The sequence below is a fragment of the Rhizobium sp. PAMB 3182 genome, assembly GCF_052908355.1.
Map to the genome: position 1 here is coordinate 2,325,888 of NZ_CM128607.1, position 25,754 is coordinate 2,351,641.

Here is a 25,754-nt window from a genome sequence, read left to right on the forward strand (position 1 = left end):
TTGGAGCGCGGCCGTCAGGAGGCCGCGCAAAATCTCTCCATCTGCATGCGACGTCTGGAGAAGGCGTGCCAAAATGACGAAACGTGCGCGTCAGCGCACTCGTCTGTCATTCTCGATTTTTCGGAGAAACTGGAGCGGGCGAAGGGATTCGAACCCTCGACCCCAACCTTGGCAAGGTTGTGCTCTACCCCTGAGCTACACCCGCTCATCGTTCGCAGCCGGGGTAAGTAGTTGGCTGCGAGGTGTGTCGCTTGCGGCGACGGGCGCTATATGGCTCAACCAATTTCCAAATGCAACAGGGAAAAGACAAATCGGCGAAGAAATTTTCGGCGGTCCGCGAAAGCCGTTGAACGGCAGGGGTTCTGGGGTTTGCCGCAAAGTGCGATTGCCAAATACCGGCGAGGCTCGTATCAGAGGACGATGAGCCGGATGACCGGCGCGAACCAATGCAGACGAACAAGCGCATGCCGAAAACAGCCGACGACCTCTTCCGTTTCCTCGACGATCTGGGGATCAAGCATTCGACCAAGACGCACGAACCTGTGTTCACGGTCTCCGAGTCCGTCTCCCTGCGCGACGAGATTCCCGGCGGCCACACGAAGAACCTTTTCGTCAAGGACAAGAAGGATCAGTATTTTCTTCTGACCGTCGAGGAGAATGCGGTGGTCGACCTGAAAGCCGTGCACAAGGTGATCGGGGCTTCGAGCCGCGTGTCCTTCGGCAAACCGGAGAAGCTGATGGAATATCTCGGCGTGCTGCCGGGCTCCGTCACGGCGTTCGGTGCGATCAACGATGGCGGCAAGAATGTCACCTTCATTCTCGACGAAGAGTTGATGGAGCATGATATCATCAACTGCCATCCGCTTTCGAACGATGCGACGACGTCGATCGGACGCGATGACCTCATGGCCTTCATGCGGGCGACGGGACATGAGCCGCTCGTCTTGAAAGTGACCGGCGAGCTCAACATCTAAAGGCCAAGTTTAAAGCGGTCCTCGGCGGGCCGGTACGGGAGATTCCAATGAGCGGCTTCGACAATCCCTACGGTGGATACGGCAACGGCGTGATGCGCGGATCGGTCAACAGCGGCGCGGCTCCGACAGGCGGTCATGTCAAGGACACGACGACGGCCGGCTTCATGAAGGATGTCATCGAGGAATCGCGCAACCAGCCGGTCCTGGTCGATTTCTGGGCGCCCTGGTGCGGCCCCTGCAAGCAGCTCGCGCCGGTGATCGAGAAGGTGGTCGCCGAGGCTGGCGGCCGGGTCAAGCTCGTCAAGCTCAACATCGACGATCATCCTGCCATTCCCGGACAGCTCGGCGTGCAATCTATTCCGGCCGTCATCGCCTTTGTCGACGGCCGGCCGGTCGACGGGTTCATGGGGGCGGTGCCGGAAAGCCAGGTCCGCCAGTTCATCGAGAAAATTTCCGGACCGGAAGGCGCCGATCAGGCTGCCGAGATCGCCGGCGTGCTGGAAGAAGCCGACCAGCTTCTGGCGGATGGCGACTTCAACTCGGCCGGCCAGCTTTACGGCGCGGTCATGCAGGCCGATCCGGAGAACGCCAAGGCAATCGCCGGCATTGCCCGCTGCATGATTGCGGCCGGCCAGCAGGAGCGCGCCAGGGAACTGCTCGACCAGATTGGCGACGAGCTGAAGGCGGATGCGGATATCCAGTCGGTGATCAAGAAGCTCGAGCAGTTCGAAGAGGCCCGCAAGCTTGGCAATCCGGCGGAACTCGAGCACAAGCTGGCACTCGACCCGGACGACCACGAGTCGCGCATGAAGCTTGCAAAGATCCTGAATGTGCAGGGCAATCGCGACGAGGCGGCCGATCATCTGCTGTTGATCATGCGCAAGGACCGCACTTTCGGCGACGATGCGGCACGCCGCCAGCTCCTGGAATTCTTCGATGCCTGGGGCTTCAAGGATCCGGCCACCATTGCCGCACGGCGCAAGCTCTCGACGCTTCTCTTCTCCTGAGAAAGGAAGCTCCGGCGTTGATCTGACGACCCTTGTTTTTTCTGCTGCAGGGGCCATCTTTGCAGATACGCGTTGTGACGAAAACAGCGTTTGGACGACAAGAGGAACAGTACAGGACGTCATGCAATGCATGCGGGCAACGCACGGTATATAAAGCGCGAAGATCTACCCGAGACGGTTCCGGTCTTCCCCCTTTCCGGCGCATTGCTGTTGCCGATGGGACAGATGCCGCTCAACATCTTCGAGCCACGCTATCTGTCGATGTTCGACGACGCGCTCGCCGGCTCCCGGCTGATCGGCATGGTCCAGCCGGCGCTCTGCGGCGAAGAGATCAAGGACAAGTACAGCGACAAGCCGGACCTCTGCTCGGTCGGCTGCATCGGTCGTATCACCTCGTTTGCCGAGACAGGCGACGGGCGCTACATCGTATCGCTGACCGGCATCTGCCGTTTCCGGGTGATGGACGAAATCCAGGGTGGGCGACCGTATCGCCGGGTCCACTGCATGCCGTTCGTCACGGACCTTTCGATGTCCGATGAGGAGGACAAGCTGGTCGACCGCAAGGGGCTTCTGGCCGCCTTCCGCGCCTATCTCGACGCCAACAAGCTCGACGCCGACTGGGACAGCATCGCGCATGCGAGCAATCGCAGCCTCGTCAATTCCCTGTCGATGATGTCGCCGTTCGGGCCAGCGGAGAAGCAGGCGCTTCTCGAGGCGCCGGACCTGAAGACGCGGGCCGAGACGTTAATCGCCATCACCGAAATCCTGCTTGCCCGCAGCTGCGGCGGCAGCGATCCCCTGCTGCAGTAGGATCGACATGGCCGACAAGCTCTCAAACGTCGATCCGAAACTGCTGGAGCTTCTGGTCTGTCCTCTGACCAAGGGCCGGCTGACGTTCGACCGCAAGGCCAACGAGCTCATTTCCGAAAAGGCAAGGCTTGCCTATCCCGTCCGCGACGGGATTCCGATCATGCTGGTGTCCGAAGCCCGGACGATCGAGGACTGAGCGCCGTCAGATCGGCTCGCCGACCAGCAGGCGGGGATTGCCCTTTTCATTGACGCCGGCCGCCTGGCCGATCAGGTAGCTCTTGACCATCGGCATCCGCTCCACAAGGCCGAGGCCGAAGTCGCGGGCGATGCGCACCGGCGCTATGTCGTTGGAGAACAGGCGGTTGAGAACGTCGGTCGTCACGCCCATGCGGAACGTGTCGAAGCGGCGCCAGGTCTGGTAGCGCTCGAGCACGTTCACAGATCCGATATCGAGGCCGAGCCGGGAGGCTTCGACGATGGTCTCCGCCAGCGCGGCGACATCCTTGAAGCCGAGGTTGAGGCCCTGGCCGGAAATCGGATGGATGCCGTGGGCGGCGTCGCCGGCAAGCGCCAGCCGCGGCGCAATGAAGGAGCGCGCCAGGGTCAGGCCGAGCGGAAAGGCCTTCTTGTCGCCAACGACCTTCAGGGCGCCGAGCTTGTGGCCGAAGCGGCGCTCCAGTTCTTCCTCGAAAATGAAATCGTCGGAGGCTACCAGCCGGTTGGCGTCTTCCGTCCGCTCTGTCCAGACCAGCGAGGAGCGGTTGTTCTTCAAAGGCAGGATGGCAAACGGGCCGGCGGGCAGGAAATGTTCCTCGGCGTAGCCGTTATGCGGACGCTCGTGCTCGACGGTCGTGACGATGCCGGACTGGCCGTAATCCCAGCGCACGATCTTGATGCCCGCCATGTCGCGGAGCTTCGAGCGCGCGCCGTCGCAGGCGACCAGGAGCCGGCTTTTCAGCACCTGCCCGTCGCTCAGCTGAACGGTGACGTCGGCGTCGCCGTTCTGGAAGGAGGCGACGGTGGTGCCGTAGATCACCGGGATGTCCAGCCTGTCGCAGGCTTTCAGCAGCGCGCCGACCATGACCTTGTTGGGGATCATGTGGGCGAAGGGCCGGCCTTTCTCCACGTCGCCGTCAAAGGTCAGGAACACCGGGCGCACGGGATCGCCGGTCTTCGAATCAGTGACGATCATCTTCTCGATCGGCTGCGCTTCCGGCTCGATATCTCCCCACACGCCGAACACTTCCAGCATGTGCGAAGCCGCGGCGATGATGGCGGAGGCGCGCTCTTCCTTCTGCCAGACGCCGGGCGGCGCCGCCTCGATCACCTTGATCGCGAGGTTGGGAGCCGCCTGCTTGATTGCCACAGCCACGGAAAGCCCTACATAGCCACCACCTGCGATCACGATATCCAGCATCGGTCTGCTCCTCTTGAGAATGTGTTGCGCTCTTATATAGATGAAACCCAACAAAGTTCCTATTGCATGGAGACGGTCCAAAATGTCGCGAGAAGACGAGAAGCCCACGGCGATGGAAACCCTGATCGCGACGCTGGATCTCGAAAAGCTCGAGGAAAACCTGTTTCGCGGCAACAGTCCGAAGGTCGGCTGGCAACGGGTGTTCGGCGGGCAGGTGATCGGTCAGGCGCTGATGGCGGCGCAGCGCACGGTGCCGGAAGACCGGTTCGTGCATTCGCTGCACGCCTATTTCATGCGCCCCGGCGATCCGTCGGTGCCGATCGTCTACCAGGTGGAGCGGCCGCTCGACGGGGCAAGCTTCGTCAATCGCCGGGTGCTGGCGATCCAGCACGGCAAGCCGATTTTCTCCATGTCGGCTTCGTTTCACATCGATGAGCCCGGCTTCGATCACCAGTTCGACATGCCTCAGGTCACGCCGCCGGAAGAGCTGATCCCCGAACAGCAGTTCAAGGAACTTTATCTCGAACAGGCGCCGGAGCCTGTGCGGCGCTATTGGGCACGTGAGCGGCCTATCGAGCTCAGGCCGGTTTCGCTGAAGCACTATATTTCCAAGGAGAAGCTCTCGCCTTCCCAGGATGTCTGGGTTCGTGCCACCGGGCCGGTGCCGAACATGCGGCATTTCCAGGCGGCGGTGCTGGCCTACCTGTCGGATATGACGCTGCTCGATACGTCGCTGTTTCCCTATGGCGTTTCGGTCTTCGATCCGTCCGTGCAGGCTGCTAGCCTCGATCATGCCATGTGGTTTCACCGCCCGTGCACGCTCGATGACTGGCTTCTCTACGTCGAGGACAGTCCGTCGGCCTTCGGCGCACGCGGCATGACACGAGGTAGCCTCTACAGCCGCGACGGCACATTGGTTGCCTCGGTGGCACAGGAAGGCCTGATTCGCCGCCGCACGCCTGCCTGACGTCCGACCCAAGGGCCACTTTCCAATTTTCGAATGATGAGGGCTGCCTTCAGTGGCGCGTCGGTACGAAGTGATGCTCCGAGGCGGGCTATCTTGCGTATCGAATAATCAATTTGCCTATTTTGCGGGCAATAAAATGGCAAATTTACGACATCTGCCTTTTGGTGCCTATCCATGAGGCAACTTTGAACGTCCGCTACCGGCAGGCGGATTCACCTTCTTTTAAGCTTTCCTTACTGTCACATCCCTGATTCACGGGCCCGTACGACGCGTTCCATGAATCTTTTTTCCATCCCCAGGCCTGCGACGCGAAAACTGGCACGCCGCTTGTATGGATATATCCGGCTGGCTGCAGATGTGATTGCGCGGCTGGATCAGACTGCACCGCAATTGCGATGCAAGAAAAGGATGGGATGTCAGATGAAAATCATTATGGCCATTATCAAGCCGTTCAAGCTCGACGAAGTGCGTGAAGCTCTCACGGCTGTCGGCATTCAGGGCCTGACCGTTACCGAAGTGAAGGGATACGGCCGCCAGAAAGGGCATACCGAAATCTACCGCGGCACCGAATATGCCGTCAGCTTTCTGCCCAAGTTGAAAATCGAAGTCGCCGTTTCCTCCGACATGGTCGAAAAGGCCATCGAAGCCATCGGCTCCTCCGCCAAGACCGGCCAGATCGGCGACGGCAAGATCTTCGTCTACACGCTGGATCAGGCTGTCCGGATCCGCACCGGCGAAACCGATTCCGAAGCGCTATAAGTTACGGCCACAAGGGGGTTTTCTCATTATGTCGTTTTCCAAAGTTTCTTCCATTCTCGGCCGTGTAAGCCTTGCTTCCGCCGCCCTTCTTGCGCCCGTCGTAGCGGTTGCCCAGGATGCCGCAGCCGCTGCTCCCGTTCCGGACAAGGGCGACACCGCCTTCATGTTCCTGAGCACCCTGCTCGTGCTGTTCATGATCATTCCGGGCCTCGCCCTGTTCTATGGCGGCCTGCTGCGCACCAAGAACATGCTGTCCATGCTCATGCAGTGCACGGTTGTCGCCTGCACGGTCATGATCATCTGGGTACTCTACGGCTACTCGTTCGCCTTCGGCGGCGGCACCAGCGCGTTCTGGGGCGGCACCGCCAAGATGTTCCTGTCTGGCGTGACGCCGGATAGCACGGCCGCGACCTTCTCCGACGCCGTCATTCCGGAATACATCTTCATCCTGTTCCAGATGACCTTCGCAGCCATCACCCCGGCCCTGATCCTCGGCGCCTTCGCTGAGCGCATCAAGTTCGGCGCCGCCGTTCTGTTCTGCGGCCTGTGGGTCACCTTCGTCTACTTCCCGGTTGCCCACATGGTCTGGGATGCCAATGGCCTGATCTTCGGCTGGGGCGCTCTCGACTTCGCCGGCGGTACCGTCGTTCACATCAACGCCGGTGTTGCCGGTCTGATCGGCGCCCTGATGATCGGCAAGCGTGAAGGCCTCGGTCGCGACATGATGGCTCCGCATTCGCTGACGATGACCTTCATCGGCGCTGCGATGCTGTGGTTCGGCTGGTTCGGCTTCAACGCCGGTTCCAACCTGGAAGCAACGGGCGGTGCAATGCTCGCCGCGGTCAACACCTTCGTTGCCACCGCAACTGCAACGCTGTCCTGGTCGCTCGTCGAAAAGATGACCCGCGGCAAGGCCTCCATGCTGGGTGCAGCTTCCGGCATGATCGCCGGCCTGGTTGCCGTTACCCCGGCTTGCGGCACCATCGGCCCGATGGGTGCGATCGTGCTCGGCGCGCTTGTTTCTCCGCTCTGCTACTTCTTCGTATCGGTCGTGAAGAACAAGTTCGGCTATGACGACACCGCGGACGTTTTCGGCGTTCACGGCATCGGCGGCATCTTCGGCGCCATCGCCACCGGCGTCCTGACGTCCAGCGCCTTCGGTGGCACGGGTGCGGAGGATTTCTCCGTCGCCAGCCAGGTGGTCGTACAGGCCAAGGCCGTCCTCGTCACGATCCTTTGGACGGGTATCGGCTCTGCCGTGCTGTTCAAGATCACCGACATCGTCATCGGCCTGCGCGTTCCGCCGGAAGCCGAGCGGGAAGGTCTCGACCTCTCGTCGCACGGCGAAGCAGCCTATCACTCCTAATGCCCGGATGGCGCGGCTTTGGCCGCGCCGTCTGCCAATCTGCAATAAGCGGTTCCGGTTCACCCGGAGCTTCCTTGCCCGGGCCTCACAAAGGTCCGGGTCTTTTTTTGCCCGCCTGCTGCCCGGGCGTGCATGGTTAATGTGGCATTAACCGCCGTGGTTTACGGTCCCTAGCATATCCCGGAATCCGGGCTGGGGTCTCGAGATCATGCCGCCGTCGCCGCATCCGTTGCGGATCGCCATCTGCATGCTCGTCCCACCCGACCGTCTTTGAGTAAAAGTGGATTGTAGGTATGGGCAGAAGCACTTCGGCAGCAATGGACAGTCGCGCGGATCGGTTTTCCCTGACCGGGTTCGCCCTACGGCAGGTGAAGACCTTCTCGGGGCTCGGCATTTTCATCGTCCTGGCTCTGGCGGTCGCCGCGCTGGCGACCTGGAACGTGGACGATCCGAGCCTGTCCTATGCGACCGACAACCGGCCGACGAACATCCTTGGCTCCGCGGGGGCGGTGTTCGCCGATCTCGTGATGCAGTCCCTCGGCCTTGCCAGCGTATTTGCGCTGCTGCCCGTGCTCTCCTGGTCGCTGGCGCTGATTGCCGGCCGTCCTGTCAACCGCGTTCCGGCCCGAATCATCGCCTGGATCGTCGGCTCCATTCTTGTTGCGGCCGTCGTCGGCTGCTTTCCGGCGCCGGTGACCTGGCCCATTCCGAACGGGACCGGCGGTTTCCTCGGCGACATGATCCTGCGGTTTCCGGCGCTTTTCGTCGGGGCCTATCCGACCGGTACCTTCGCCATGGTGCTTGCCACCATCTTCGCGGTGCCGGCGCTCTGGCTCTATGCATTCGCGGCGGGCTTCGTCGGCAAGGAAGCGCCGGTGCGCGAAGAGCGTATCGAGATGCCGGGTTCCAAGCCACAGGCACGCACGATCGCCGAAAGCAGCCGCGACGACGAAGAGGATGAAGACGACGAGCGCGAAGGCACGGGGCTACTCGCACTTGGCGCGCTGGCGCACTACGCTTACACCGTCCGTGCCTGGTTCTCGCGACGCCTGGGCCTGAAGTTCAGCAGTGGCAGGTCGACATTCGATCCGGGCGAACCCTATGATTTCAACGACGAGGAATTCGTGACGCTGAACGCACCGCCGGTCGTGGAACCGGAAGTGCGTGGCGGTTTCGATCGCCGCGAACCGGAACTCGATGCGGGCTACGCCCCCGCAACGCGCCATGTGGTCTCCGCGCCCTCGATCTCGGTCGGTGACGAGGACGAATACGACGACGATCCGCCGTTCGATGTGGAGCCGCAGCGGGTCGCGCCGCGTGTCCAGCCGCAGCCGGTCCCTTCGCCTGCCCGGATCGCCCCCGCGGCACCTGCCGCTGCTGCTCCTTCCTCTGCTGCTCCTTCTGGCGCCCGCATCGTCGCTCCGGCCGCAGCACCCAAGCCCGGCAATCGGCTTGTACGCGAGGCGCAGCGCTCGTTCATCGATCCGGACGGCTTCCAACTGCCGAGCGTCCACCTGCTGGCCGAGCCGAAGAGCATAGCGCGCGATGTGACTCTGTCCCCCGAAGCGCTCGAGCAGAATGCCCGCATGCTGGAAGGTGTGCTGGAAGACTTCGGCGTCAAGGGCGAGATCATCCATGTGCGTCCCGGCCCGGTCGTCACCCTTTACGAGCTGGAACCGGCACCCGGCATCAAGTCGTCCCGCGTCATCGGCCTCGCCGACGATATCGCCCGCTCGATGAGCGCGATCTCGGCGCGTGTCGCCGTCGTTCCCGGCCGCAACGCGATCGGCATCGAATTGCCGAACCAGAAGCGCGAGACGGTCTATCTGCGCGAACTGGTCGCCAGCCGCGACTTCGAGACCAGCAAGGCGAAACTCGCCATGGCGCTCGGCAAGACGATCGGCGGCGAGAGCGTCATCGCCGATCTGGCCAAGATGCCGCATCTGCTGGTCGCCGGTACCACCGGCTCCGGTAAGTCGGTCGCCATCAACACCATGATCCTGTCTCTGCTCTACCGCATGTCGCCGGAACAATGCCGGCTGATCATGATCGACCCGAAAATGCTGGAACTCTCCGTCTATGACGGCATCCCGCATCTGCTGTCGCCGGTCGTGACCGATCCGAAGAAGGCCGTTGTCGCGCTGAAATGGACCGTGCGCGAGATGGAAGACCGCTACAAGAAGATGTCCAAGATCGGCGTGCGCAATATCGACGGCTTCAACAGCCGCGTCGAGCAGGCGCTGGCCAAGGGCGAGCAGATCACCCGCACAGTGCAGACCGGATTCGACCGCGAGACGGGAGAGGCGATCTACGAGACAGAAGAATTCGACCTGCAGGCCATGCCCTATATCGTCGTCATCATCGACGAAATGGCCGACCTGATGATGGTCGCCGGCAAGGACATCGAAGGCGCGGTCCAGCGTCTGGCGCAGATGGCGCGTGCCGCCGGCATTCACGTCGTCATGGCGACGCAGCGTCCGTCGGTCGACGTCATCACCGGTACCATCAAGGCGAACTTCCCGACCCGCATCTCCTTCCAGGTGACGTCGAAGATCGACAGCCGCACCATTCTCGGAGAGCAGGGCGCCGAACAGCTGCTCGGCATGGGCGACATGCTCTACATGGCCGGTGGCGGGCGCATCCAGCGTGTCCACGGTCCCTTCGTCTCCGACAATGAAGTCGAGGAGATCGTCAGCTACTTGAAGACGCAGGGCGCGCCGGAATATCTGGACGCGATCACAGCGGATGACGACGAGGATGACGATCAGGGCGGCGGGCCGTCCGGGACCTCCAATCTTGCCGATTCGGACGATCCCTACGACCAGGCGGTCGCCATCGTGCTTCGCGACGGCAAGGCCTCGACATCCTACGTCCAGCGTCGGTTGGGCATCGGCTACAACCGCGCCGCTTCGCTCATCGAGCGGATGGAGCAGGAGGGTATCATCGGCCCGGCCAACCACGCCGGAAAGCGTGAAATCCTGGTGCCGACGGAGCGGGACATCATCGAAGGCCACAACTGATCGGGGACACGAAAAGGTGAGGTCAGCGCCTTGCCGATGTCACGAAGAAGCCTAGTTTGATTGGCAAACGGTGGGTCTGTGCAAGGAAAACGATATGAAAAACACAAAAAGTCTTCCGGCTTATAGTCTTACACGGCGTCAGTTCGCAGGAAGCCTGGCCGCTGCCGCCCTCTTTGCGTCCGTCCGTCCGACCTTTGCGGCGACGGCTGAAGGCGCGTCCGCCCAGAAGATCGCCGATCATTTCTCCTCGGTCAAAACCATGATGGGCGAATTTGTGCAGTTCGGCCCCCGTGGCGATCAGACCGGCGGCAAGTTCTATATCGAACGCCCCGGCAAGCTCAGGTTCAATTATGCCGATCCGTCGCCGATGCGAGTCATTTCGGACGGCAAGGCCGTCGTCATCGGCAACATGAAGCTCGGAACATGGGAGCTTTATCCGCTGTCGAAGACGCCGCTCAGCCTGCTGCTGGCCGACCACATCGACCTGTCCGACGACATGGTCCGCGGCGTCAAGACGGAGCAGGATCTCACCACCATCGTCATGGGCAACAAGACCATCTTTGGCGATTCCACCATCACCATGATGTTCGATCCGAAGACCTTCGACCTGCGCCAGTGGACCATCCGCGACGCGCAGGGCAAGGACACGACGGTGATGATCCTCAACGTCCAGACCGGCGTCGATTTCGGTCGCCGGGTGTTCGAGATCCCCTATGACGAGGTCCGTCGCGGACGCTGACTTCAAGGCGTCTCGTCGACGCCCTGTGGATAAGAGGCGGTGCGCCGAAAGGCTGCACCGCCTTTCCTGTTCAAGGCCGGCAAATTTGCCTAAACCGTTGGGACAATCCGACGAGGCCCGCCATGACACTTTCGATCACCACCTGGAACATCAATTCCGTGCGGCTGCGCATGCCGATCGTGGAGCAGTTCCTGAAGGCCCAGCAGCCGGATATCATCTGCCTGCAGGAGACGAAGTGCTCCAACGACCAGTTCCCTTCAAAGCCGCTGAAGGCGCTCGGCTACGAGCATCTGGCGATCCATGGCCAGAAGGGCTATCACGGCGTGGCGATCGCCTCGCGCATCCCGATCACGGAGATTGCCAGCCGCGACTATTGCCAGGTGGGTGACGCCCGGCACGTTTCGGTCGTCTTCGAGAAGGCCAACCGCAAGATCCGGCTGCACAATTTCTATGTGCCGGCCGGCGGCGACGAGCCGGACCGGGCGATCAATCCCAAGTTCGGCCACAAGCTTGATTTCGTCGAGGAGATGAAGCTGCTGCATGCCGAAGCCGATGCAGGCGTGTCGTCTATTCTCGTCGGCGATCTCAACATCGCGCCTTATGAGGAAGACGTCTGGTCGCACAAGCAGCTTCTGAAGATCGTCAGCCACACGCCGGTGGAGACCGAGGGGCTTTTGGAGGTCATGCAGAAGGGCGCCTGGGTCGATCTGATGCGCCAGCACGTGCCGATGACGGAAAAGCTCTACACCTGGTGGAGCTACCGCGCCAAGGACTGGGAAGCCGCCAATCGTGGTCGCCGCCTCGACCATATCTGGTCGTCGGCGGATCTGGCGCCAGCGCTGACGCGGGTCGATGTGCTGAAGGAAGCGCGCGGCTGGGAGCGGCCTTCGGACCACGTTCCAGTTACGGCACATTTCGATATCTGAGCAGATAAGCCGTTACTGGAAGCGATGCCGCATCGAGGCGATGCGGCTGATGAGGGCGCTGAAGTTTTCCCGGAGGCGTTCCTCGACGATGCCGCCGATGTCGGGATATTCCTCGACCAGCCGATAGAAGAGCGCGCGGGATATCTTCAGGAGCTCGCAGTCCTCACGTGCCACGGCGGTCAGCTTGCGGCTGACGGCGGAAATCAGCGCCAGTTCCGAAATCAGCGATCCCGGCAGGGCGATCGCCTGTTCCTCCTGGGTTCCGGCGCGGTCGACGGAAAGCATCTGCAGGCTGCCATGGACGATCACATAGGCGCAGTCGGCTGGTTCGTTCTGGCGGAAGAGAACGCCTCCGGCGCTCAAGTGCAGATGTTCGGCGCCGAATGCGATCAGCCGCAGTTGATCGCCGTTCAGTCCCTTGAACAGCGGCACTTTCGACAGAATGTTGATATCGGTGTTGAGCGCCATTCAGCGGGGATCCTACGGTACGATCTTGTAACCGCCGTTTTCGGTTACGAGAATTTCCGCATTGGACGGATCGCGTTCGATCTTCTGGCGCAGGCGGTAGACGTGGGTTTCCAAAGTGTGGGTTGTCACGCCGGAATTGTAGCCCCAGACCTCCTCCAGCAGCACATCGCGGGTGACGACCTTCTGCTCGGCCCTATAGAGGAAGCGGATGATCGCGGCTTCCTTTTCCGTCAGCCGGATCTTCTTGCCGGCTTCGTCCGTCAAAAGCTTCTGGCTCGGCTTGAACAGATAGGGTCCGATGTTGAAGGTCGCGTCCTCGCTCTGCTCGTGCTGGCGAAGCTGCGCACGGATGCGGGCAAGCAGCACGGCGAAACGGAACGGCTTGGTGACGTAGTCGTTGGCGCCAGCTTCCAGGCCCAGGATCGTGTCGGCATCGGTGTCGTGGCCCGTCAGCATGATGATCGGCGCCTTGAAGCCGCCCTTGCGCAGGAGCTTCACCGCCTCGCGGCCGTCCATGTCCGGCAGGCCGACATCCATGACCAGAAGATCGACCGGGTTGGCGCGCGCGGTCTGGATACACTTGGTTGCCGTCGCTTCCTGAAGAATGTTGAATTCGTCATAGAGCGAGAGCTGTTCCGTCAGCGTCTCCCTGAGATCGTCATCGTCATCGACCAGCAAGATGGTACGGGCTGTCATGCGTGTGCCTTTTCTCGAGCAATGGCTGACCGCCGGACGAAAAATCGTTCTGGCAAATCAGGGAATGGTGTACCGGTTTTTCCGGGATAAGGCAAAATGCCTGTCCCGATTGGAGAGCCAGCAAGGGCGAAAGTCTGTGAACAAACGGGTCAATACAGCCGGCGGAATGATAAAGCCAAGACAAAACAGCGTGATCGCCGTTCGGCGGAGCCCGCTGGACGAGCGGCGCGGCCTCCTGCGACTGGAGCATTTGACCATCCCGACCGCGCTTGGGCGGTCCGGGATCGGAAGTGGCAAGCGGGAAGGCGACGGCAAGACGCCGCGGGCGGCGATGCGGCTTCTGTACGGCTTCTACCGGGCCGACCGGATCATGCGGCCCGCGACGCGCCTCCCGCTGATTGCGCTGAAACCGGGCATGCTGTGGTGCGATGCGCCGAACCATCCCGCCTATAACCGTCTCGTCAATGCTCCGTTTCCGGCGAGCCACGAAACGTTGATGCGGGAGGATCACCTCTATGACGTCTGCCTGGTGATGGACTGGAACGTTCGCTCACGCCGGCGTGGCGGGGGATCGGCGATTTTCCTGCATCTCGCCCGCCCCGGATATCGTCCGACGGAGGGTTGCGTGGCGGTCAGCCTCACGGACATGCGTAAGCTATTGTCCATTGCCCGCTATGGAACCATCGTGAAGGTCCTTTGAGCGACGCCTAGGAGAGGCTGCGGGGCGTGACGAACCGCTCCAGCCGGCCGCTCTTCGGGGTGAGGCCCGACCAGTCCGCCTCGGAGAAGTCGATGACGGCTAGGCCAGCGGTCGGGAACTTGCGAGCGAGGTTACCCGTGTCCTCGCCGTCGCGAAGGAGCGCCAGCGCCAGATCCTGAAGTCCCGGATTGTGCCCGATCACCAGAAGAGTGGTGCACCTTGATGTCTGGCTTCGGATGACGTCTGCAATGCGTTCGGCCGGCGCTTCGTAAATGTCGCCGAGATACCCGGCGTCCGCATCTTTCGCCACATGGGCCTGAACCCGCGACCAGGTCTGGCGCGTGCGCAGAGCCGTCGAGACGATAACCCGGTCCGGTACCAGGCCTTCCCTTGCCATATATGCGCCCATTGCGGGCGCCGCCTTTTGGCCACGGGGGGCCAGTGGCCGGTCGTGATCGTCCACCCCATCCGGCCAGGCGGACTTGGCGTGTCGCAACAGCATCAGACGTGGCATATCATACCTCTCTCTTGGGCTCGGCCCGAAGGATGTGCGGCAGGGGTTATCAAATTCATGTCTTGCCCTAGGTATAGGGTCGACTTGAATTCCTTGCCGGCGTCATTCCGACTGCCGGTGCCGCCGATCCGGTGGAAAACTCAAGAGACAATCTGGAGGATCAGCATGAGCAGTCAACCAACAATCGCGCTCAACGATGGCAATTCCATTCCGCAGGTGGGCCTCGGCGTCTGGCAGACACCGGACGAGACCGCGGCGCCTGCGGTTCGTGCGGCGATAGGGGCGGGTTATCGCCATGTCGATACGGCGGCGGTCTATGAGAACGAGCGCGGCGTCGGCGAGGGCATCCGGACTTCGGGCGTTGACCGTTCCGAGATCTTCCTGACGACCAAGCTCTGGAACGACCGCCAGGGCTATGATTCGACTATGAAGGCCTTCGACGAAAGCCTGAAGCGGCTCGGGACGGACTATGTCGACCTTTATCTCATCCACTGGCCGTCGCCGCATCGCGGTCTCTTCGGTGACAGCTGGAAGGCCTTCGTCAAGCTGAAGGAGGAAGGCCGCGTCCGTTCGATCGGCGTTTCCAATTTCGGTGCCGAGCATCTGAAGCAGATCATTTCGGAAACCGGTGTCACCCCGGTGCTGAACCAGGTCGAGCTGCACCCGGATTTCCAGCAGCGTGCGCTGCGCAATGTGCACTCCGCCCTCGGTATAGCGACCGAATCCTGGAGCCCGCTGGGTCAGGGCAAGCTGCTGTCGAACGACACGATCGCCGGCATCGCCAAGAAGCACGGCCGTACGCCGGCGCAGATCATCATCCGCTGGCATATCGAGAACGGACTGGTCGTCATCCCCAAGTCGGTCAATCCGGATCGAATCGCGGAAAACTTCCGGGTCTTCGACTTCTCGCTGGATGCCGACGACATGGCGACGCTGGACGGTCTCGATTCGGCTTCCGCGCGGATCGGGCCCGATCCGGTGACCGCGACGTTCTGATCTGCCGGAGACGGCGGCTACTTGTCCACGAGCTTCAGGACCTTGTCGAACACCTTGAGGACCTGCTGCAATTCATGGCCGCGTTTGAGGATGCGGCCGTCGGTGTTGATCACCGAATATGCGCCCTGTTTTGTTGCAAGCTTGGGGTTCTTCTCGACGCGGTAAAGCGGCATTTCGCCGGATCGCTTGAAGATGGAGAAGACCGCGCGATCCTTCAGGTGATCGATCGCGTAGTCGCGCCATTCGCCCTCGCCGACCATGCGGCCGTAGATCCTGAGGATGAGATCGAGTTCTCGGCGGTGGAACGTGACAGGCAGCGAATCCTTGGCCTTGCGGTACTCCTGGAGATCGACAACGATCGGCGAAGTGCCCGACACGTTCTCCGAGCGGTAAGGCCTTTCTGTCGAATCAGTCATATCTCTCCCGCAGCATGAACATGACAACGTCATGTCAGTTTGCCCCAGATGTCGCAAAATGCAAGGGGAGCGATGGTTCCGCCGGGTAGCGCCGGTTGCGGGCCATTAATCCCGCACGCGCCGCATTTCAGTCAAAACTCAGCCGCATTTCCGGGTGACAGTGTGATCGTTGCCTGGCGCCCTAGCGCCAATCATGGTCCGGTCCTGGTTCATTGCCCCCAACCCCAGCCCCAAAATGAGCCAAGGCCGGACCACTTCCTTTCCGGAGACCGGTGGCAACCTTTCCAAAGACATGACAGGTCAGTTCTTCGCCATCACGGTGGTCGCGCCGCGTATGGCTTTCGGCGTGCCGTCCTCGGCATATTCCTGCAGCAACACTGCGCAGCCATTGCCCTTGACGTTCTTGAAGACGCTCTTGGGCAGGCTGATCTTCAGGTCGCTGCCATTCCACATGCCGACGGTCTGCACGTCCGTCACGCTGTGCCAGTAGGTCACCGTCCGGCCGTTGTTTTCACCGGCCTTGATGTCGACTGTGCGCTTGTCGTTGAAGTAGACCACCACGACGTCGGCCTTGCCGGTGCCCTTGCCGATCTCGATATCGAGTTCGTTGCCGTTCATAGCCGCGCGGACGGGAACCGTCATGCCGTCGCCATCGGCTTGCTGCTTCGTCAATCGCGCGTTGATGCCGGCAACGTCGGAGCCGATGATGTGGTCGCGTCCGTTGAGGACCGCCTGCGGCGTGTAGACGCCGCTGCGGCCGAGCGTCTTCGCGTAGCCGTACTGGCGAGCCGTAAAGGCCGGTGCGCTCATCGTGTCGGGCCAGCCGAGCGAATTCCAGTAGTCGACATGGTAGGACAGGCCGACAATGTCCCCCTGCTGGATCAGCTTGCCGAGCGCCGCGTCGGCAGGCGGACAGGAGGAGCACCCTTGAGAGGTGAAGAGTTCCACGACGCCTTTCGGCGTGCCGTCGGCATTTGCCAGTCCGCCCGACAGCAGCAGCGCTGTCAGTGCAGTCATGATCGTTTTCATGTTCATTCCCTGTGAGGCGGGCATGGCGCCGCCTCTTCTATCCGAGTGATTATCCTGAACATAGTGAAGGCGCGCTTCAACAGGAATTCACTTTGGGGTGAGCGTGGCGAGAGTGAATATCGATCGCCAAGGCACGCACTCCCTTGCGTACCTGAGCTGGATAGGCGAGCCTCGACGGGAAGTCATGTTCCCACGAGAATACAGAGGAGCTGCCATGCCCGTCATCCGACTGGCCGACGCCATAGTTGAGCGTCCCGACCCATCCAATTCCGATCCGGAGCTTGGCACCTATTGGGCGGCGCTCTTCAGCGACACTGGGGGCCTCACCCAGTTCGGCGCCTTTCTCGAGGTGCTGCCGCCGGGTTCGAAATCCTCCCACCAGCATTGGCATGAGTGCGAAGATGAATTCGTCTATATGCTGGAAGGCGAGGTGGTGCTGCTGGAGGGTGACACGGAGACAGTCATGAGGCCCGGGGATGCTGCGACCTTCAAGGCCGGCGTTGCGCTCGGCCACCGGCTGGAAAACCGGTCGACCGCCGATGCGCGCTATCTTGTCGTTGGGACGCGGTCCCAGAATGATATCGTGCATTATTCCACCAAGGACCGGCTGCTGACGAAAACGGACGGCCGGAAAGTTCTGACCGACCGGGCGGGAAATCCCATAACCCCCTAGCGGTCATGCTTCGGGGTATTGCACCTTGTCCGTCCCGGCCATGGGTGAACGTTGCTCCGCCGGCCGGGCCCGCAGGGTGCGGTTCCGGCCGGCTGCCTTGGCGCTGTAGAGCGCCTCGTCGGCGCGCTTGAAGACATCCCGCAGCCATTCGGTTCCGCGTGTTTCGCTGACTCCGAAACTCGCCGTGATGCCGCCGCGCGCAAGCGGTTCCAGCCTGAGATTCTCCATCGCTTTCCTGACACGCTCGGCGATCTGCCAGCCCTCGTCCAGCGGTGTATCTGGCAGCACCATGCAGAATTCCTCGCCGCCGATGCGGGCCGCGATGTCGAAGCTGCGCAGACAGGTGCGCAAGACCTCGCCGGTCGCAACCAGCACGCTGTCGCCGACGTCGTGCCCGTGGCGATCGTTGATCGATTTGAAGTTGTCGAGGTCGAACAGCACGACGGACAGCGGCTTGCCGCTCCGTCCCGCCTTGGCGATTTCCTCCTCCAGCCGTTCCGTCAGCCACCGGCGATTGCCGAGGCCGGTCATATCGTCGGACAATGCCTGCCGGCTGAGCCTTTTCACCGTCGCGCCCATGTCCCGGGTCATCGCGTCGATCGCATCTGAAAGGACGCCGATCTCGTCCTCCCTGCCGGGGCATGACGGGCTCCAGGGCGCGCCACCGGGCTGATGGGCGCGCAGCGCCGAGGCCATGGCGCGCAGGGGACGCAGATAGATATTGAGGATCACGAGACAGGAGACCGTGCCGACGAGCGTGGCGGCCGTCAGCAGTATGAGGATGCTTTTCGTATCCAGTGCAAAGCCGAAGGAGAGATAGGCGACGGCGGCAATCAGGGGCAGGTGAATGCAGGCGAAGCAGGTGACGAATATCTTCAGCGTCAATGACTTGCGAAGAATCCGCGTGACAGAACTCAAAGCTGGCATAATCGGTGAGTGACCTTCCCGTATTGTCTGTCCCAAGCCCTGTCGCCGGCCCAAACTAGGGGCCGGTATTTACCGAATTGCTAATAAGCGAACGGAAATTTTAACGACAAGCGCCATCCGGCATATTCGTCCACAGCCGTCATCCGGCAAGGGCAGCGGCGGCGCTGTGATTGATATTAAACCATGTGGTTGACTATTTTCTGCGGCCATGTATATTCAACCGCATGGTTAAGCAACAAGATCCTGAGCTCGATATCATCTTCCACGCCCTTGGCGACGCAACGCGTCGCCGGATGCTCGGCGACCTGATCGATGGCGAGAAGACCGTGAGCCAGCTCGCGGAGCCCTTCTCCATGTCGCTCGCCGCCGCGTCGAAGCACATCAAGGCGCTGGAAAATGCCGGACTCATTCGCCGCGAGGTGCGCGGGCGGGTCCATCTCTGCCGTCTCGATCCAGGCCCGCTCGCCTCCGCCAGCCGATGGCTCAGCGTCTACGAGCGCTTCTGGACCGGCCGCCTCGACATGCTCGAGCAGCTCTTGCGCGATGAAGACCAGCGCAAGGCAAACGATCCCGAAAAAGGAGAGAGAGAATGACCGATACCCTCACCCTGGATGGCTACGGCACACTGGCCGAGCCCGCGACGCTGAAGATCGAACGGCTGCTTCCCGGACCCGTCGAGCGGGTCTGGGCCTATCTCACCGACAGCGACAAGCGCCGCCAGTGGCTTGCCGGCGGAGAGATGAGCATGGCGGTCGGCGCGCCCTTCAAGCTGACTTGGCGCAACGACGAGCTGACCGATCCGCCGGGCAACCGTCCGGCCGATTTCGGCGACGAGCACAGCATGGAGACCCGCATCACCGAACTGCATGCGCCCTACCGGCTGGCCTTTGCCTGGGGCGAACGCGGCGAGGTGGTGATCGACCTCGACCCGCAAGGCGACAAAGTGCTGCTGACGCTCGTTCACAAGCGCATCTCGGACCGCAAGAACGAAGTCATGATCGGCGCCGGCTGGCACGCCCATCTCGACATCCTCGCCGCCCGGATCTCGGACACCCGGCCGGAGCCCTTCTGGGATCACTGGCTCGCGCTGAGGGAGGAGTATGAGGCGCGCATTCCGAAGTGAGGCACTTCCCGGGAAATGGAGACGGCGATAAGCAACAAAAAACCGCCGGGTGATCTCTCACCCGGCGGTTTTGTTTTTCGCTAGTCTCTCTGGATCCCCGGGACAAGCCCGGGGATGAGGGATGACGTCTGTCTTATGCGGCCAGCTGGCGGAGAACCGTCTGCAGGATGCCGCCGTTGTTGACGTAGGTGACTTCGTCGAGCGTGTCGATGCGGCAGATGATCGGGATATCCTTCACCGTGCCGTCGCCATAGGTGACCTTGGCGATCTTCTTCTCGCGCGGCTTGACGCCGTCGAGGCCTTCGATCGACACGGTCTCGTCACCCTTCAGGCCGAGGCTTTCCCAGGTCGTGCCTTCCTCGAAGACAAAGGGCACGATGCCCATGCCGACGAGGTTGGAGCGGTGGATACGCTCGAAGGACTGGGCGATGACGGCGCGGACGCCGAGCAGGTTGGTGCCCTTGGCAGCCCAGTCACGCGACGAGCCGTTGCCGTATTCGACGCCGGCGAAGATGACGAGCGGAACGCCCTCTTCCTTGTACTTCATGGCCGCATCGTAGATCGACATCTCTTCCTTCGACGGATAGTGGATGGTGTAGCCACCTTCCTTGCCGTTCGGGCCGAGCATGTGGTTGCGGATGCGGATGTTGGCAAACGTGCCGCGCATCATGACTTCATGATTGCCGCGGCGCGTGCCGTACTGGTTGAAGTCCGCCACGCCGACGCCATGCTCGGTGAGGTAGGCACCAGCCGGCGATGCTGCCTTGATGGAGCCTGCCGGCGAGATGTGGTCGGTGGTGATCTTGTCGCCGAAGAGACCGAGGACGCGGGCGCCCTTTATGTCGGTGACGCCGGCGGCCTGCATGCCCATGCCGACGAAGTAGGGCGGGTTCTGCACGTAGGTCGAATCATTGTCCCAGGTGTAGGTCTGGCCCGACGGTGCCTGCACGGCCTGCCAGTTCTCGTCACCCTTGAAGACGTCCGCATACTTCGCCGCGTAAAGCTCGCGGGTCACGTACTTCATGACGAATTCCTGGATTTCCTTCGACGACGGCCAGATGTCCTTCAGGTAGACCGGGCCGTCCTTGCCTTCGCCGATCGGCTCGGAGGTCAGGTCCATCTGGACCGAACCGGCGAGCGCGTAGGCGACGACGAGCGGCGGGGAGGCGAGATAGTTCGCCTGGACGTCCGGCGAGACGCGGCCTTCGAAGTTGCGGTTGCCGGAGAGAACGCCGGCGGCAATCAGGCCCTTGTCGTTGATCGTCTTGGAGATCGGGGCCGGCAGCGGGCCGGAGTTGCCGATGCAGGTCGTGCAGCCGAAGCCGACGAGGTTGAAGCCCAGCGAGTCCAGGTCCTTCTGCAGGCCCGAATTGGAGAGATACTCCGCAACCACCTGCGATCCGGGGGCCAGCGAGGTCTTGACCCACGGCTTGGTCTTCAGGCCCTTGGCAACGGCGTTGCGGGCGAGAAGGCCGGCGGCGATCAGGACGCTCGGGTTCGAGGTGTTGGTGCAGGACGTGATCGCGGCAATCGCGACGTCGCCATGACCAAGATCGTAGTCGGTGCCTTCAACCGCGTAGCGATTGGAGAGCTGGCCCGGCTTCTTGTAGTCGTTCTCAAGCGCGGTCGCGAAGTTCGGCGCGATGGTTTCGAGCGCGAGGCGGCCTTCCGGACGCTTCGGGCCGGCCATCGACGGCACGACGTCGCCGAGGTCGAGTTCCAGCGTGTCGGTGAAGACGAGATCGGAGCCGTCGCCATCGCGCCACATGCCCTGCGCCTTGGAATAGGCTTCAACGAGGGCGATGCGCTCTTCGGTGCGGCCGGACATGGTCAGGTAGTTGACGGTTTCGCCGTCGACCGGGAAGAAGCCGCAGGTCGCGCCGTATTCCGGACCCATGTTGCCGATCGTCGCGCGGTCGGCGAGCGTCATGTTGTCGAGGCCGGGGCCGAAGAATTCGACGAACTTGGAAACCACGCCCTTCTTGCGCAGCATCTGAACGACGGTCAGGACGAGGTCGGTTGCGGTGCAGCCTTCCTTCAGCTTGCCGGTCAGCTTGAAGCCGACGACTTCCGGCAGCAGCATGGAGACCGGCTGGCCGAGCATGGCAGCTTCGGCCTCGATGCCGCCCACGCCCCAGCCGAGAACGCCGAGACCGTTGATCATCGTGGTGTGGCTGTCGGTGCCGACGCAGGTGTCGGGGTAGGCGACGGTGTCGCCGTCCTCATCCTTCGTCCAGACGGTCTGGCCGAGATATTCGAGGTTGACCTGGTGACAGATGCCGGTGCCGGGCGGAACCACGCGGAAGTTCTCGAATGCCTGCTGGCCCCACTTCAGGAAGCGGTAGCGCTCGCCGTTGCGCTGGTATTCCAGCTCGACGTTGCGGGCAAATGCGGTCGGAGTGCCGAATTCGTCGACGATGACCGAGTGGTCGATGACGAGGTCGACGGGGACGAGCGGGTTGATCTTTTCCGGATCGCCGCCGAGGTTGACCATCGCGTCACGCATGGCGGCGAGGTCGACGACGGCCGGCACGCCGGTGAAGTCCTGCATGAGGACGCGGGCCGGACGGTAGGCGATTTCATGTTCCGTCTTGCCCTTGTTGGCAAGCCAGGCGGCGACAGCTTCGATGTCGGCTTTGGTAACCGAGCGGCCGTCTTCGTTGCGAAGCAGGTTTTCCAGAAGAACCTTCATGGAATAGGGAAGCTTCGAAACGCCGGCGAGACCGTTGGCCTCGGCTTTCGGGATCGAGAAATAGACATAGTCCTTGCCGTTGACGGACAAGGTGGTGCGACAATTGAAACTGTCCAGTGATTTAGCCACGGATAGAACCCCGCTTCGTCTGATCAGCCAAAACTGACGTGCGAACGCCCGGCGCATTTGAAGCGCAAATGGGATGCGGGTGCGACCATTTCCGCTGTCCGCACGTGAGAACCAGAAAGGTTTTCATGTTCGGCGCTTGGATAATGAACACGCCGGCCGCTGGCGTGGTTGCGGGCGTTATAGATAATTTCTAAGAAAGGTGCCAGACCATTCAGCGGTCAATTTCTATATTTTTTGCAATGCGCAAAATTGCTTGCCGCAGGACCGAGACAGGATACGCCTTCGCTCATGAAGCTCACCGTCGAAAATGTTTCCGCCCGGCGCGGGGAGGATCTGCTGTTCCGCAACATCGCGTTCGAGCTTCAATCCGGCGAGGCCCTGCTTCTGACCGGCAAGAACGGTTCGGGAAAGTCGACGTTGATTCGCGTGCTGGCGGGCCTCATTCGGCCGGAGACCGGAAGCGTCGTCTTTACCGGCGTTGATGGCTCGACCGAGCATCCGCTGCGGGAAGCGAGCCACTATCTCGGTCACCGCAATGCCATGAAGCAGGAACTGACGGTCGAAGAGAACCTCCTCTTCTGGCAGTCCTTCATGGGCGATTTCGACGGCAACATGCGCGTCGATATCCGCGCGGCGGCCGAGGTCGTCGGCCTGGCGGGCATCCTTCATCTTCCCTACGGCTATCTGTCGGCCGGCCAGCAGCGGCGCTTCGCCATGGCCAAGCTCCTGACCGCCTATCGCCCCGTCTGGCTGCTCGACGAGCCGACCGCGGCCCTTGACGCCAGCGCCGACCGGATGTTCGCCCGCCTGGTCGAAACCCACCTCGCCATCGGCGGCATCGTGATCGCCGCCACCCACCAGCCGCTCGGGCTCAAGGATACCAAGGAGCTGAAGATGAAGGGGTTCGAGTATCTGGAGGAGGAGGTTTGATGTCTGAAGCGATGATGGTCATTGAGGCTCACCCCCCTCTGCCCTGCCGGGCATCTCCCCCACAAGGGGGGAGATTGATCGCGGCGATGCCGGCTGCACCCGATCTCCCCCCTTGTGGGGGAGATGTCGGCGAAGCCGACAGAGGGGGGTATCCGCCCCCACTCACAGAGGGAAGCCTCCGATGACCGCTCTCTTCCTGCGCGACCTGAAACTGTCGATCCGGGCCGGCGGCGGGGCGCTGATCGGCATCCTGTTCTTCCTGACGGTGGTCGCGGTCATTCCGTTCGGAGTCGGCCCCGATCTCAATCTCCTGGCGCGCATCGGCCCGGCGATCATCTGGATCGGGGCGCTGCTGGCAGCACTTCTCGGCCTCGACCGGCTGTTTCAGGCCGACCGCGACGACGGGTCGCTCGACCTCATCCTCATGCAGGAAACGCCGCTGGCGCTGACCGTCTTCGTCAAGTGCCTGGCGCACTGGACGGCCACCGTGCTGCCGCTGGTCATCGCCTCGCCCCTGCTCGGGCTGTTCATGAACATGAGCGAGACGGCGATCGCGGCGGCCTTCGTCACGCTTCTGGTTGGATCCCCGGCGATCACCTTCATCGGTGCGGTCGGTGCGGCCGTCGCCGTGGCGCTGCCGCGCGGCGGGCTGCTCGTTTCCATCCTGGTGCTGCCGCTGACGATCCCGGTGCTGATCTTCGGGGTGTCGGCGACCTATGCGGCGGTCGAGGATCCGGCGCCCTTCCTGCCGCCCTTCATGTTCCTGACCGCGATCATGCTGTTCTTTGCGGCAATCGGTCCGCTTGGCGCGGCGCTGGCGCTCCGGCATGCTTCCGACTAACGCGGATTTGAACGCCAGGCTTGACCAGGATCAATTGCGGGGCTTCCCGTATCGGGGTATGAAGCGGCCATGAACGGAACAAGCCTCTCTCTTTCCAAGATCGGCGATCTCGCCAACCCGACCCGCTTTCTGGCGCTGGCGACACGGCTCATTCCGTGGCTGGCGGTCATCACCATCGTCCTCATGGCCGTCGGGCTCTATCTGAGCTTCACGACCGAAGGCGACTACCAGCAGGGCGACACGGTCCGGATCATGTACATCCATGTGCCGGCCGCCTGGCTGTCGATGATGTGCTACACGATCATGACGCTGTCGGCGATCGGCACGCTGGTCTGGCGCCATCCGCTGGCCGACGTCGCCCACAAGACCGCCGCGCCGCTCGGGGCCGCCTTCACGCTGATCGCGCTGATCACCGGCTCCTTCTGGGGCAAGCCTATGTGGGGCACGTGGTGGGTGTGGGATGCGCGGCTGACCTCGGTCTTCATTCTGTTCCTGATGTATCTCGGCCTGATCGCGCTCAACCGCGCCATGGACGATCCGTCCAAGGCGGCGAAGGTCTGTGCGGTGCTGATCCTCATCGGCTTCGTCAACATCCCGATCATCAAGTTCTCGGTCGAATGGTGGAACACGCTGCACCAGCCGGCAAGCGTGATGCGGATGGGCGGTTCGGCGATCGATCCGGAATTCCTGTGGCCGCTGTTCACCATGGCGTTCGCCTTCACCTTCCTGTTCTTCACGCTGCATCTGATGGCGATGCGCAACGAGATCTGGCGCCGCCGGGTCTCGGCCCAGCGTCGCATCGCCGCCCGTATGGCCAGCAACGCAAACTGACGGGAGAGCTCGGGTGGATCACGCATTCTACATCTACTGGGCCTACGGCCTGACGGTTGCGATCGTCGCCATCCTGATCGGCTGGATCTTTGTCGACGGCAGGGCCCGGCAGCGTGAATTGAAGGCGCTGGAGGCGGCCGGCATCCGCCGCCGCTCGGCGCAACAGGAAAAAGAGACCAGCTGACATGGCCGACGACACCCAAGTCCCCAGCGAGCAGCCGAAGCGGGGCATGAGCCGTTATGTGCTTGCCCTCCTGCCGCTCGCCGTTTTCGCGGTCATCGCCGGTACGGCGGGAAAGATGCTCTACGACCAGGACGTCAACGGCAAGGACATCTCGACGATTCCGTCCGCGCTGATCGGCACGAGGGCCCCTTCGCTCAACCTGCCGCCGCTTGAGGGTTCCGACCGTCCGGCGCTGACGGATGTCGCCATCAAGGGCAAGCTGACGCTCGTTAACGTCTTCGCCTCCTGGTGTGTTCCCTGTCGACAGGAACACCCGATCCTGATGCAGCTCGCCAACGACCCGCGGATCAACGTCGTGGCGATCAACTACAAGGACAAGACGGACAACGCGCTGCGCTTCCTCGGCGAGCTTGGCAATCCTTTCGCGGCGATCGGTGTCGATCCCAAGGGACAGGCGGCGATCGACTGGGGCGTCTATGGCATTCCGGAAAGCTATCTGGTGGCCGCCGACGGCACGATTGTCTACAAGCGTGTCGGACCGTTCGACGATCTCAGCTTGCAGGAAGGGCTTTTTCCGGCAATCGAGAAGGCTTTGGCCAGCGCGAAGGCCGGAAGCTGAC

28 protein-coding genes and 1 tRNA gene are annotated in these 25,754 nt (G+C 62.2%); 20 read left to right on the plus strand and 9 right to left on the minus strand.

Annotation, left to right across the window (positions count from 1 at the left end; genetic code table 11):
- Positions 1-130: 130 nt before the first annotated feature.
- Positions 131-205 (minus strand) — tRNA-Gly (locus ACU5AZ_RS11305).
- 259 nt (positions 206-464) lie between these two features.
- Here ACU5AZ_RS11305 and ACU5AZ_RS11310 point away from each other — a divergent pair.
- The 4 genes from ACU5AZ_RS11310 to ACU5AZ_RS11325 all read left to right on the plus strand — a co-directional run bounded on the left by ACU5AZ_RS11310 (position 465) and on the right by ACU5AZ_RS11325 (position 2,987).
- A complete protein-coding gene (locus ACU5AZ_RS11310) occupies positions 465-974 on the plus strand; it encodes a prolyl-tRNA synthetase associated domain-containing protein (RefSeq protein ID WP_446822478.1) in 510 nt (169 codons plus the stop codon).
- 92 nt (positions 975-1,066) lie between these two features.
- Positions 1,067-1,981 carry a thioredoxin gene (trxA, locus tag ACU5AZ_RS11315; RefSeq protein ID WP_446825992.1) on the plus strand — a complete coding sequence of 305 codons (915 nt, stop codon included), beginning with the start codon at positions 1,067-1,069 and terminating at the stop codon, positions 1,979-1,981.
- A 126-nt stretch (positions 1,982-2,107) separates the two neighbouring features.
- Complete coding sequence (locus tag ACU5AZ_RS11320; protein ID WP_446822479.1) at positions 2,108-2,791, plus strand: LON peptidase substrate-binding domain-containing protein; 684 nt, start codon at positions 2,108-2,110, stop codon at positions 2,789-2,791.
- Positions 2,792-2,798: 7 nt separating this feature from the next.
- Positions 2,799-2,987 (plus strand): Trm112 family protein, encoded by a 189-nt coding sequence (locus ACU5AZ_RS11325; protein ID WP_446822480.1) that lies wholly within the window; start codon positions 2,799-2,801, stop codon positions 2,985-2,987.
- A gap of 6 nt (positions 2,988-2,993) precedes the next feature.
- On the opposite strand, the gene ACU5AZ_RS11330 is transcribed toward ACU5AZ_RS11325, so the two are convergent.
- A complete protein-coding gene (locus ACU5AZ_RS11330) occupies positions 2,994-4,208 on the minus strand; it encodes a ubiquinone biosynthesis hydroxylase (RefSeq protein ID WP_446822481.1) in 1,215 nt (404 codons plus the stop codon).
- An 82-nt stretch (positions 4,209-4,290) separates the two neighbouring features.
- Here ACU5AZ_RS11330 and tesB point away from each other — a divergent pair, with 82 nt between their 5' ends.
- The 6 genes from tesB (at position 4,291) to xth (ending at position 11,985) form a co-directional block, all read left to right on the plus strand.
- Complete coding sequence (gene tesB, locus ACU5AZ_RS11335) at positions 4,291-5,175, plus strand: acyl-CoA thioesterase II (protein ID WP_446822482.1); 885 nt, start codon at positions 4,291-4,293, stop codon at positions 5,173-5,175.
- A 408-nt stretch (positions 5,176-5,583) separates the two neighbouring features.
- Entirely contained in the window at positions 5,584-5,934 is a 351-nt protein-coding gene (locus ACU5AZ_RS11340) for a P-II family nitrogen regulator (RefSeq protein ID WP_315972606.1), read from the plus strand.
- A 28-nt stretch (positions 5,935-5,962) separates the two neighbouring features.
- Positions 5,963-7,300 (plus strand): ammonium transporter, encoded by a 1,338-nt coding sequence (locus tag ACU5AZ_RS11345; RefSeq protein WP_446822483.1) that lies wholly within the window; start codon positions 5,963-5,965, stop codon positions 7,298-7,300.
- A 293-nt stretch (positions 7,301-7,593) separates the two neighbouring features.
- Positions 7,594-10,320: a DNA translocase FtsK 4TM domain-containing protein gene (locus ACU5AZ_RS11350; RefSeq protein WP_446822484.1), complete on the plus strand. Its 2,727-nt coding sequence runs from the start codon at positions 7,594-7,596 to the stop codon at positions 10,318-10,320.
- 94 nt (positions 10,321-10,414) lie between these two features.
- Positions 10,415-11,059, plus strand: a complete 645-nt coding sequence (locus tag ACU5AZ_RS11355; RefSeq protein WP_446822485.1) for an outer membrane lipoprotein carrier protein LolA — start codon at positions 10,415-10,417, stop codon at positions 11,057-11,059.
- A gap of 122 nt (positions 11,060-11,181) precedes the next feature.
- The gene (xth, locus tag ACU5AZ_RS11360) at positions 11,182-11,985 is read left to right on the plus strand and encodes an exodeoxyribonuclease III (RefSeq protein ID WP_446822486.1); all 804 of its coding nucleotides are present in this window, start codon (positions 11,182-11,184) and stop codon (positions 11,983-11,985) included.
- A gap of 12 nt (positions 11,986-11,997) precedes the next feature.
- On the opposite strand, the gene ACU5AZ_RS11365 is transcribed toward xth, so the two are convergent.
- Together ACU5AZ_RS11365 and ACU5AZ_RS11370 are read right to left on the minus strand one after the other, a co-directional pair.
- Positions 11,998-12,453: a cyclic nucleotide-binding domain-containing protein gene (locus ACU5AZ_RS11365; protein ID WP_446822487.1), complete on the minus strand. Its 456-nt coding sequence runs from the start codon at positions 12,451-12,453 to the stop codon at positions 11,998-12,000.
- A 12-nt stretch (positions 12,454-12,465) separates the two neighbouring features.
- A complete protein-coding gene (locus ACU5AZ_RS11370) occupies positions 12,466-13,149 on the minus strand; it encodes a response regulator transcription factor (RefSeq protein ID WP_261928461.1) in 684 nt (227 codons plus the stop codon).
- Between the two features lie 136 nt (positions 13,150-13,285).
- On the opposite strand from ACU5AZ_RS11370, the gene ACU5AZ_RS11375 reads away from it, so the two are divergent.
- A complete protein-coding gene (locus tag ACU5AZ_RS11375) occupies positions 13,286-13,849 on the plus strand; it encodes a L,D-transpeptidase family protein (RefSeq protein ID WP_446825993.1) in 564 nt (187 codons plus the stop codon).
- A 7-nt stretch (positions 13,850-13,856) separates the two neighbouring features.
- Here ACU5AZ_RS11375 and ACU5AZ_RS11380 read toward each other — a convergent pair whose 3' ends face one another.
- Positions 13,857-14,363, minus strand: a complete 507-nt coding sequence (locus ACU5AZ_RS11380; protein ID WP_446822488.1) for a SixA phosphatase family protein — start codon at positions 14,361-14,363, stop codon at positions 13,857-13,859.
- Positions 14,364-14,528: 165 nt separating this feature from the next.
- Here ACU5AZ_RS11380 and ACU5AZ_RS11385 point away from each other — a divergent pair, with 165 nt between their 5' ends.
- Positions 14,529-15,359, plus strand: a complete 831-nt coding sequence (locus tag ACU5AZ_RS11385) for an aldo/keto reductase (protein ID WP_446822489.1) — start codon at positions 14,529-14,531, stop codon at positions 15,357-15,359.
- Between the two features lie 17 nt (positions 15,360-15,376).
- Here the strand turns inward: ACU5AZ_RS11385 and ACU5AZ_RS11390 are convergent, their stop codons facing one another.
- Together ACU5AZ_RS11390 and ACU5AZ_RS11395 are read right to left on the minus strand one after the other, a co-directional pair.
- Positions 15,377-15,775 (minus strand): DUF2794 domain-containing protein, encoded by a 399-nt coding sequence (locus ACU5AZ_RS11390; protein ID WP_446822490.1) that lies wholly within the window; start codon positions 15,773-15,775, stop codon positions 15,377-15,379.
- Positions 15,776-16,075: 300 nt separating this feature from the next.
- Positions 16,076-16,810 (minus strand): DUF1223 domain-containing protein, encoded by a 735-nt coding sequence (locus tag ACU5AZ_RS11395; RefSeq protein ID WP_446825994.1) that lies wholly within the window; start codon positions 16,808-16,810, stop codon positions 16,076-16,078.
- Between the two features lie 208 nt (positions 16,811-17,018).
- Between ACU5AZ_RS11395 and ACU5AZ_RS11400 the strand changes: the two genes are divergently transcribed.
- On the plus strand, positions 17,019-17,477 hold the full coding sequence (locus tag ACU5AZ_RS11400) for a cupin domain-containing protein (RefSeq protein ID WP_446822491.1): 459 nt from the start codon (positions 17,019-17,021) through the stop codon (positions 17,475-17,477).
- Positions 17,478-17,480: 3 nt separating this feature from the next.
- Here the strand turns inward: ACU5AZ_RS11400 and ACU5AZ_RS11405 are convergent, their stop codons facing one another.
- Positions 17,481-18,362, minus strand: a complete 882-nt coding sequence (locus ACU5AZ_RS11405; protein WP_446822492.1) for a GGDEF domain-containing protein — start codon at positions 18,360-18,362, stop codon at positions 17,481-17,483.
- A 266-nt stretch (positions 18,363-18,628) separates the two neighbouring features.
- On the opposite strand from ACU5AZ_RS11405, the gene ACU5AZ_RS11410 reads away from it, so the two are divergent.
- Positions 18,629-18,997, plus strand: a complete 369-nt coding sequence (locus ACU5AZ_RS11410) for an ArsR/SmtB family transcription factor (protein WP_446822493.1) — start codon at positions 18,629-18,631, stop codon at positions 18,995-18,997.
- On the plus strand, positions 18,994-19,527 hold the full coding sequence (locus ACU5AZ_RS11415; RefSeq protein WP_446822494.1) for an SRPBCC family protein: 534 nt from the start codon (positions 18,994-18,996) through the stop codon (positions 19,525-19,527). Before ACU5AZ_RS11410 ends, ACU5AZ_RS11415 begins: the two co-directional genes overlap by 4 nt.
- A 133-nt stretch (positions 19,528-19,660) precedes the next feature.
- Here the strand turns inward: ACU5AZ_RS11415 and acnA are convergent, their stop codons facing one another.
- Positions 19,661-22,348: an aconitate hydratase AcnA gene (gene acnA / locus ACU5AZ_RS11420; protein ID WP_446822495.1), complete on the minus strand. Its 2,688-nt coding sequence runs from the start codon at positions 22,346-22,348 to the stop codon at positions 19,661-19,663.
- A gap of 288 nt (positions 22,349-22,636) precedes the next feature.
- On the opposite strand from acnA, the gene ccmA reads away from it, so the two are divergent.
- The 5 genes from ccmA (at position 22,637) to ACU5AZ_RS11445 (ending at position 25,753) form a co-directional block, all read left to right on the plus strand.
- Positions 22,637-23,278, plus strand: coding sequence for a heme ABC exporter ATP-binding protein CcmA (ccmA, locus tag ACU5AZ_RS11425; RefSeq protein WP_446822496.1), 642 nt, complete (start codon positions 22,637-22,639; stop codon positions 23,276-23,278).
- Between the two features lie 181 nt (positions 23,279-23,459).
- Positions 23,460-24,119: a heme exporter protein CcmB gene (gene ccmB, locus ACU5AZ_RS11430; protein WP_446822497.1), complete on the plus strand. Its 660-nt coding sequence runs from the start codon at positions 23,460-23,462 to the stop codon at positions 24,117-24,119.
- 69 nt (positions 24,120-24,188) lie between these two features.
- Positions 24,189-24,950 carry a heme ABC transporter permease gene (locus ACU5AZ_RS11435; protein WP_446822498.1) on the plus strand — a complete coding sequence of 254 codons (762 nt, stop codon included), beginning with the start codon at positions 24,189-24,191 and terminating at the stop codon, positions 24,948-24,950.
- A gap of 13 nt (positions 24,951-24,963) precedes the next feature.
- A complete protein-coding gene (gene ccmD, locus ACU5AZ_RS11440; RefSeq protein WP_446822499.1) occupies positions 24,964-25,134 on the plus strand; it encodes a heme exporter protein CcmD in 171 nt (56 codons plus the stop codon).
- A gap of 1 nt (position 25,135) precedes the next feature.
- Positions 25,136-25,753, plus strand: coding sequence for a DsbE family thiol:disulfide interchange protein (locus ACU5AZ_RS11445; protein WP_446822500.1), 618 nt, complete (start codon positions 25,136-25,138; stop codon positions 25,751-25,753).
- Position 25,754: the final 1 nt, after the last annotated feature.

Excerpts from the sequence above, each read along its gene's own strand:
- ACU5AZ_RS11355 (WP_446822485.1), top strand. The coding sequence starts at position 10,415 with ATGAAAAACACAAAAAGTCTTCCGGCTTATAGTCTTACACGGCGTCAG.
- xth (WP_446822486.1), top strand. The coding sequence starts at position 11,182 with ATGACACTTTCGATCACCACCTGGAACATCAATTCCGTGCGGCTGCGC.
- ACU5AZ_RS11395 (WP_446825994.1), bottom strand. The coding sequence starts at position 16,810 with ATGAACATGAAAACGATCATGACTGCACTGACAGCGCTGCTGCTGTCG.
- tesB (WP_446822482.1), top strand. The coding sequence starts at position 4,291 with ATGTCGCGAGAAGACGAGAAGCCCACGGCGATGGAAACCCTGATCGCG.
- ACU5AZ_RS11340 (WP_315972606.1), top strand. The coding sequence starts at position 5,584 with ATGGGATGTCAGATGAAAATCATTATGGCCATTATCAAGCCGTTCAAG.
- ACU5AZ_RS11435 (WP_446822498.1), top strand. The coding sequence starts at position 24,189 with ATGAACGGAACAAGCCTCTCTCTTTCCAAGATCGGCGATCTCGCCAAC.
- ACU5AZ_RS11380 (WP_446822488.1), bottom strand. The coding sequence starts at position 14,363 with ATGCCACGTCTGATGCTGTTGCGACACGCCAAGTCCGCCTGGCCGGAT.
- ACU5AZ_RS11345 (WP_446822483.1), top strand. The coding sequence starts at position 5,963 with ATGTCGTTTTCCAAAGTTTCTTCCATTCTCGGCCGTGTAAGCCTTGCT.
- ACU5AZ_RS11325 (WP_446822480.1), top strand. The coding sequence starts at position 2,799 with ATGGCCGACAAGCTCTCAAACGTCGATCCGAAACTGCTGGAGCTTCTG.
- ccmB (WP_446822497.1), top strand. The coding sequence starts at position 23,460 with ATGACCGCTCTCTTCCTGCGCGACCTGAAACTGTCGATCCGGGCCGGC.
- ccmA (WP_446822496.1), top strand. The coding sequence starts at position 22,637 with ATGAAGCTCACCGTCGAAAATGTTTCCGCCCGGCGCGGGGAGGATCTG.
- ACU5AZ_RS11370 (WP_261928461.1), bottom strand. The coding sequence starts at position 13,149 with ATGACAGCCCGTACCATCTTGCTGGTCGATGACGATGACGATCTCAGG.
- ACU5AZ_RS11350 (WP_446822484.1), top strand. The coding sequence starts at position 7,594 with ATGGGCAGAAGCACTTCGGCAGCAATGGACAGTCGCGCGGATCGGTTT.
- ACU5AZ_RS11310 (WP_446822478.1), top strand. The coding sequence starts at position 465 with ATGCCGAAAACAGCCGACGACCTCTTCCGTTTCCTCGACGATCTGGGG.
- ACU5AZ_RS11400 (WP_446822491.1), top strand. The coding sequence starts at position 17,019 with ATGCCCGTCATCCGACTGGCCGACGCCATAGTTGAGCGTCCCGACCCA.
- ACU5AZ_RS11330 (WP_446822481.1), bottom strand. The coding sequence starts at position 4,208 with ATGCTGGATATCGTGATCGCAGGTGGTGGCTATGTAGGGCTTTCCGTG.
- ACU5AZ_RS11445 (WP_446822500.1), top strand. The coding sequence starts at position 25,136 with ATGGCCGACGACACCCAAGTCCCCAGCGAGCAGCCGAAGCGGGGCATG.
- ACU5AZ_RS11385 (WP_446822489.1), top strand. The coding sequence starts at position 14,529 with ATGAGCAGTCAACCAACAATCGCGCTCAACGATGGCAATTCCATTCCG.
- trxA (WP_446825992.1), top strand. The coding sequence starts at position 1,067 with ATGCGCGGATCGGTCAACAGCGGCGCGGCTCCGACAGGCGGTCATGTC.
- ACU5AZ_RS11415 (WP_446822494.1), top strand. The coding sequence starts at position 18,994 with ATGACCGATACCCTCACCCTGGATGGCTACGGCACACTGGCCGAGCCC.
- ACU5AZ_RS11365 (WP_446822487.1), bottom strand. The coding sequence starts at position 12,453 with ATGGCGCTCAACACCGATATCAACATTCTGTCGAAAGTGCCGCTGTTC.
- ACU5AZ_RS11320 (WP_446822479.1), top strand. The coding sequence starts at position 2,108 with ATGCATGCGGGCAACGCACGGTATATAAAGCGCGAAGATCTACCCGAG.
- ACU5AZ_RS11410 (WP_446822493.1), top strand. The coding sequence starts at position 18,629 with ATGGTTAAGCAACAAGATCCTGAGCTCGATATCATCTTCCACGCCCTT.
- ACU5AZ_RS11390 (WP_446822490.1), bottom strand. The coding sequence starts at position 15,775 with ATGACTGATTCGACAGAAAGGCCTTACCGCTCGGAGAACGTGTCGGGC.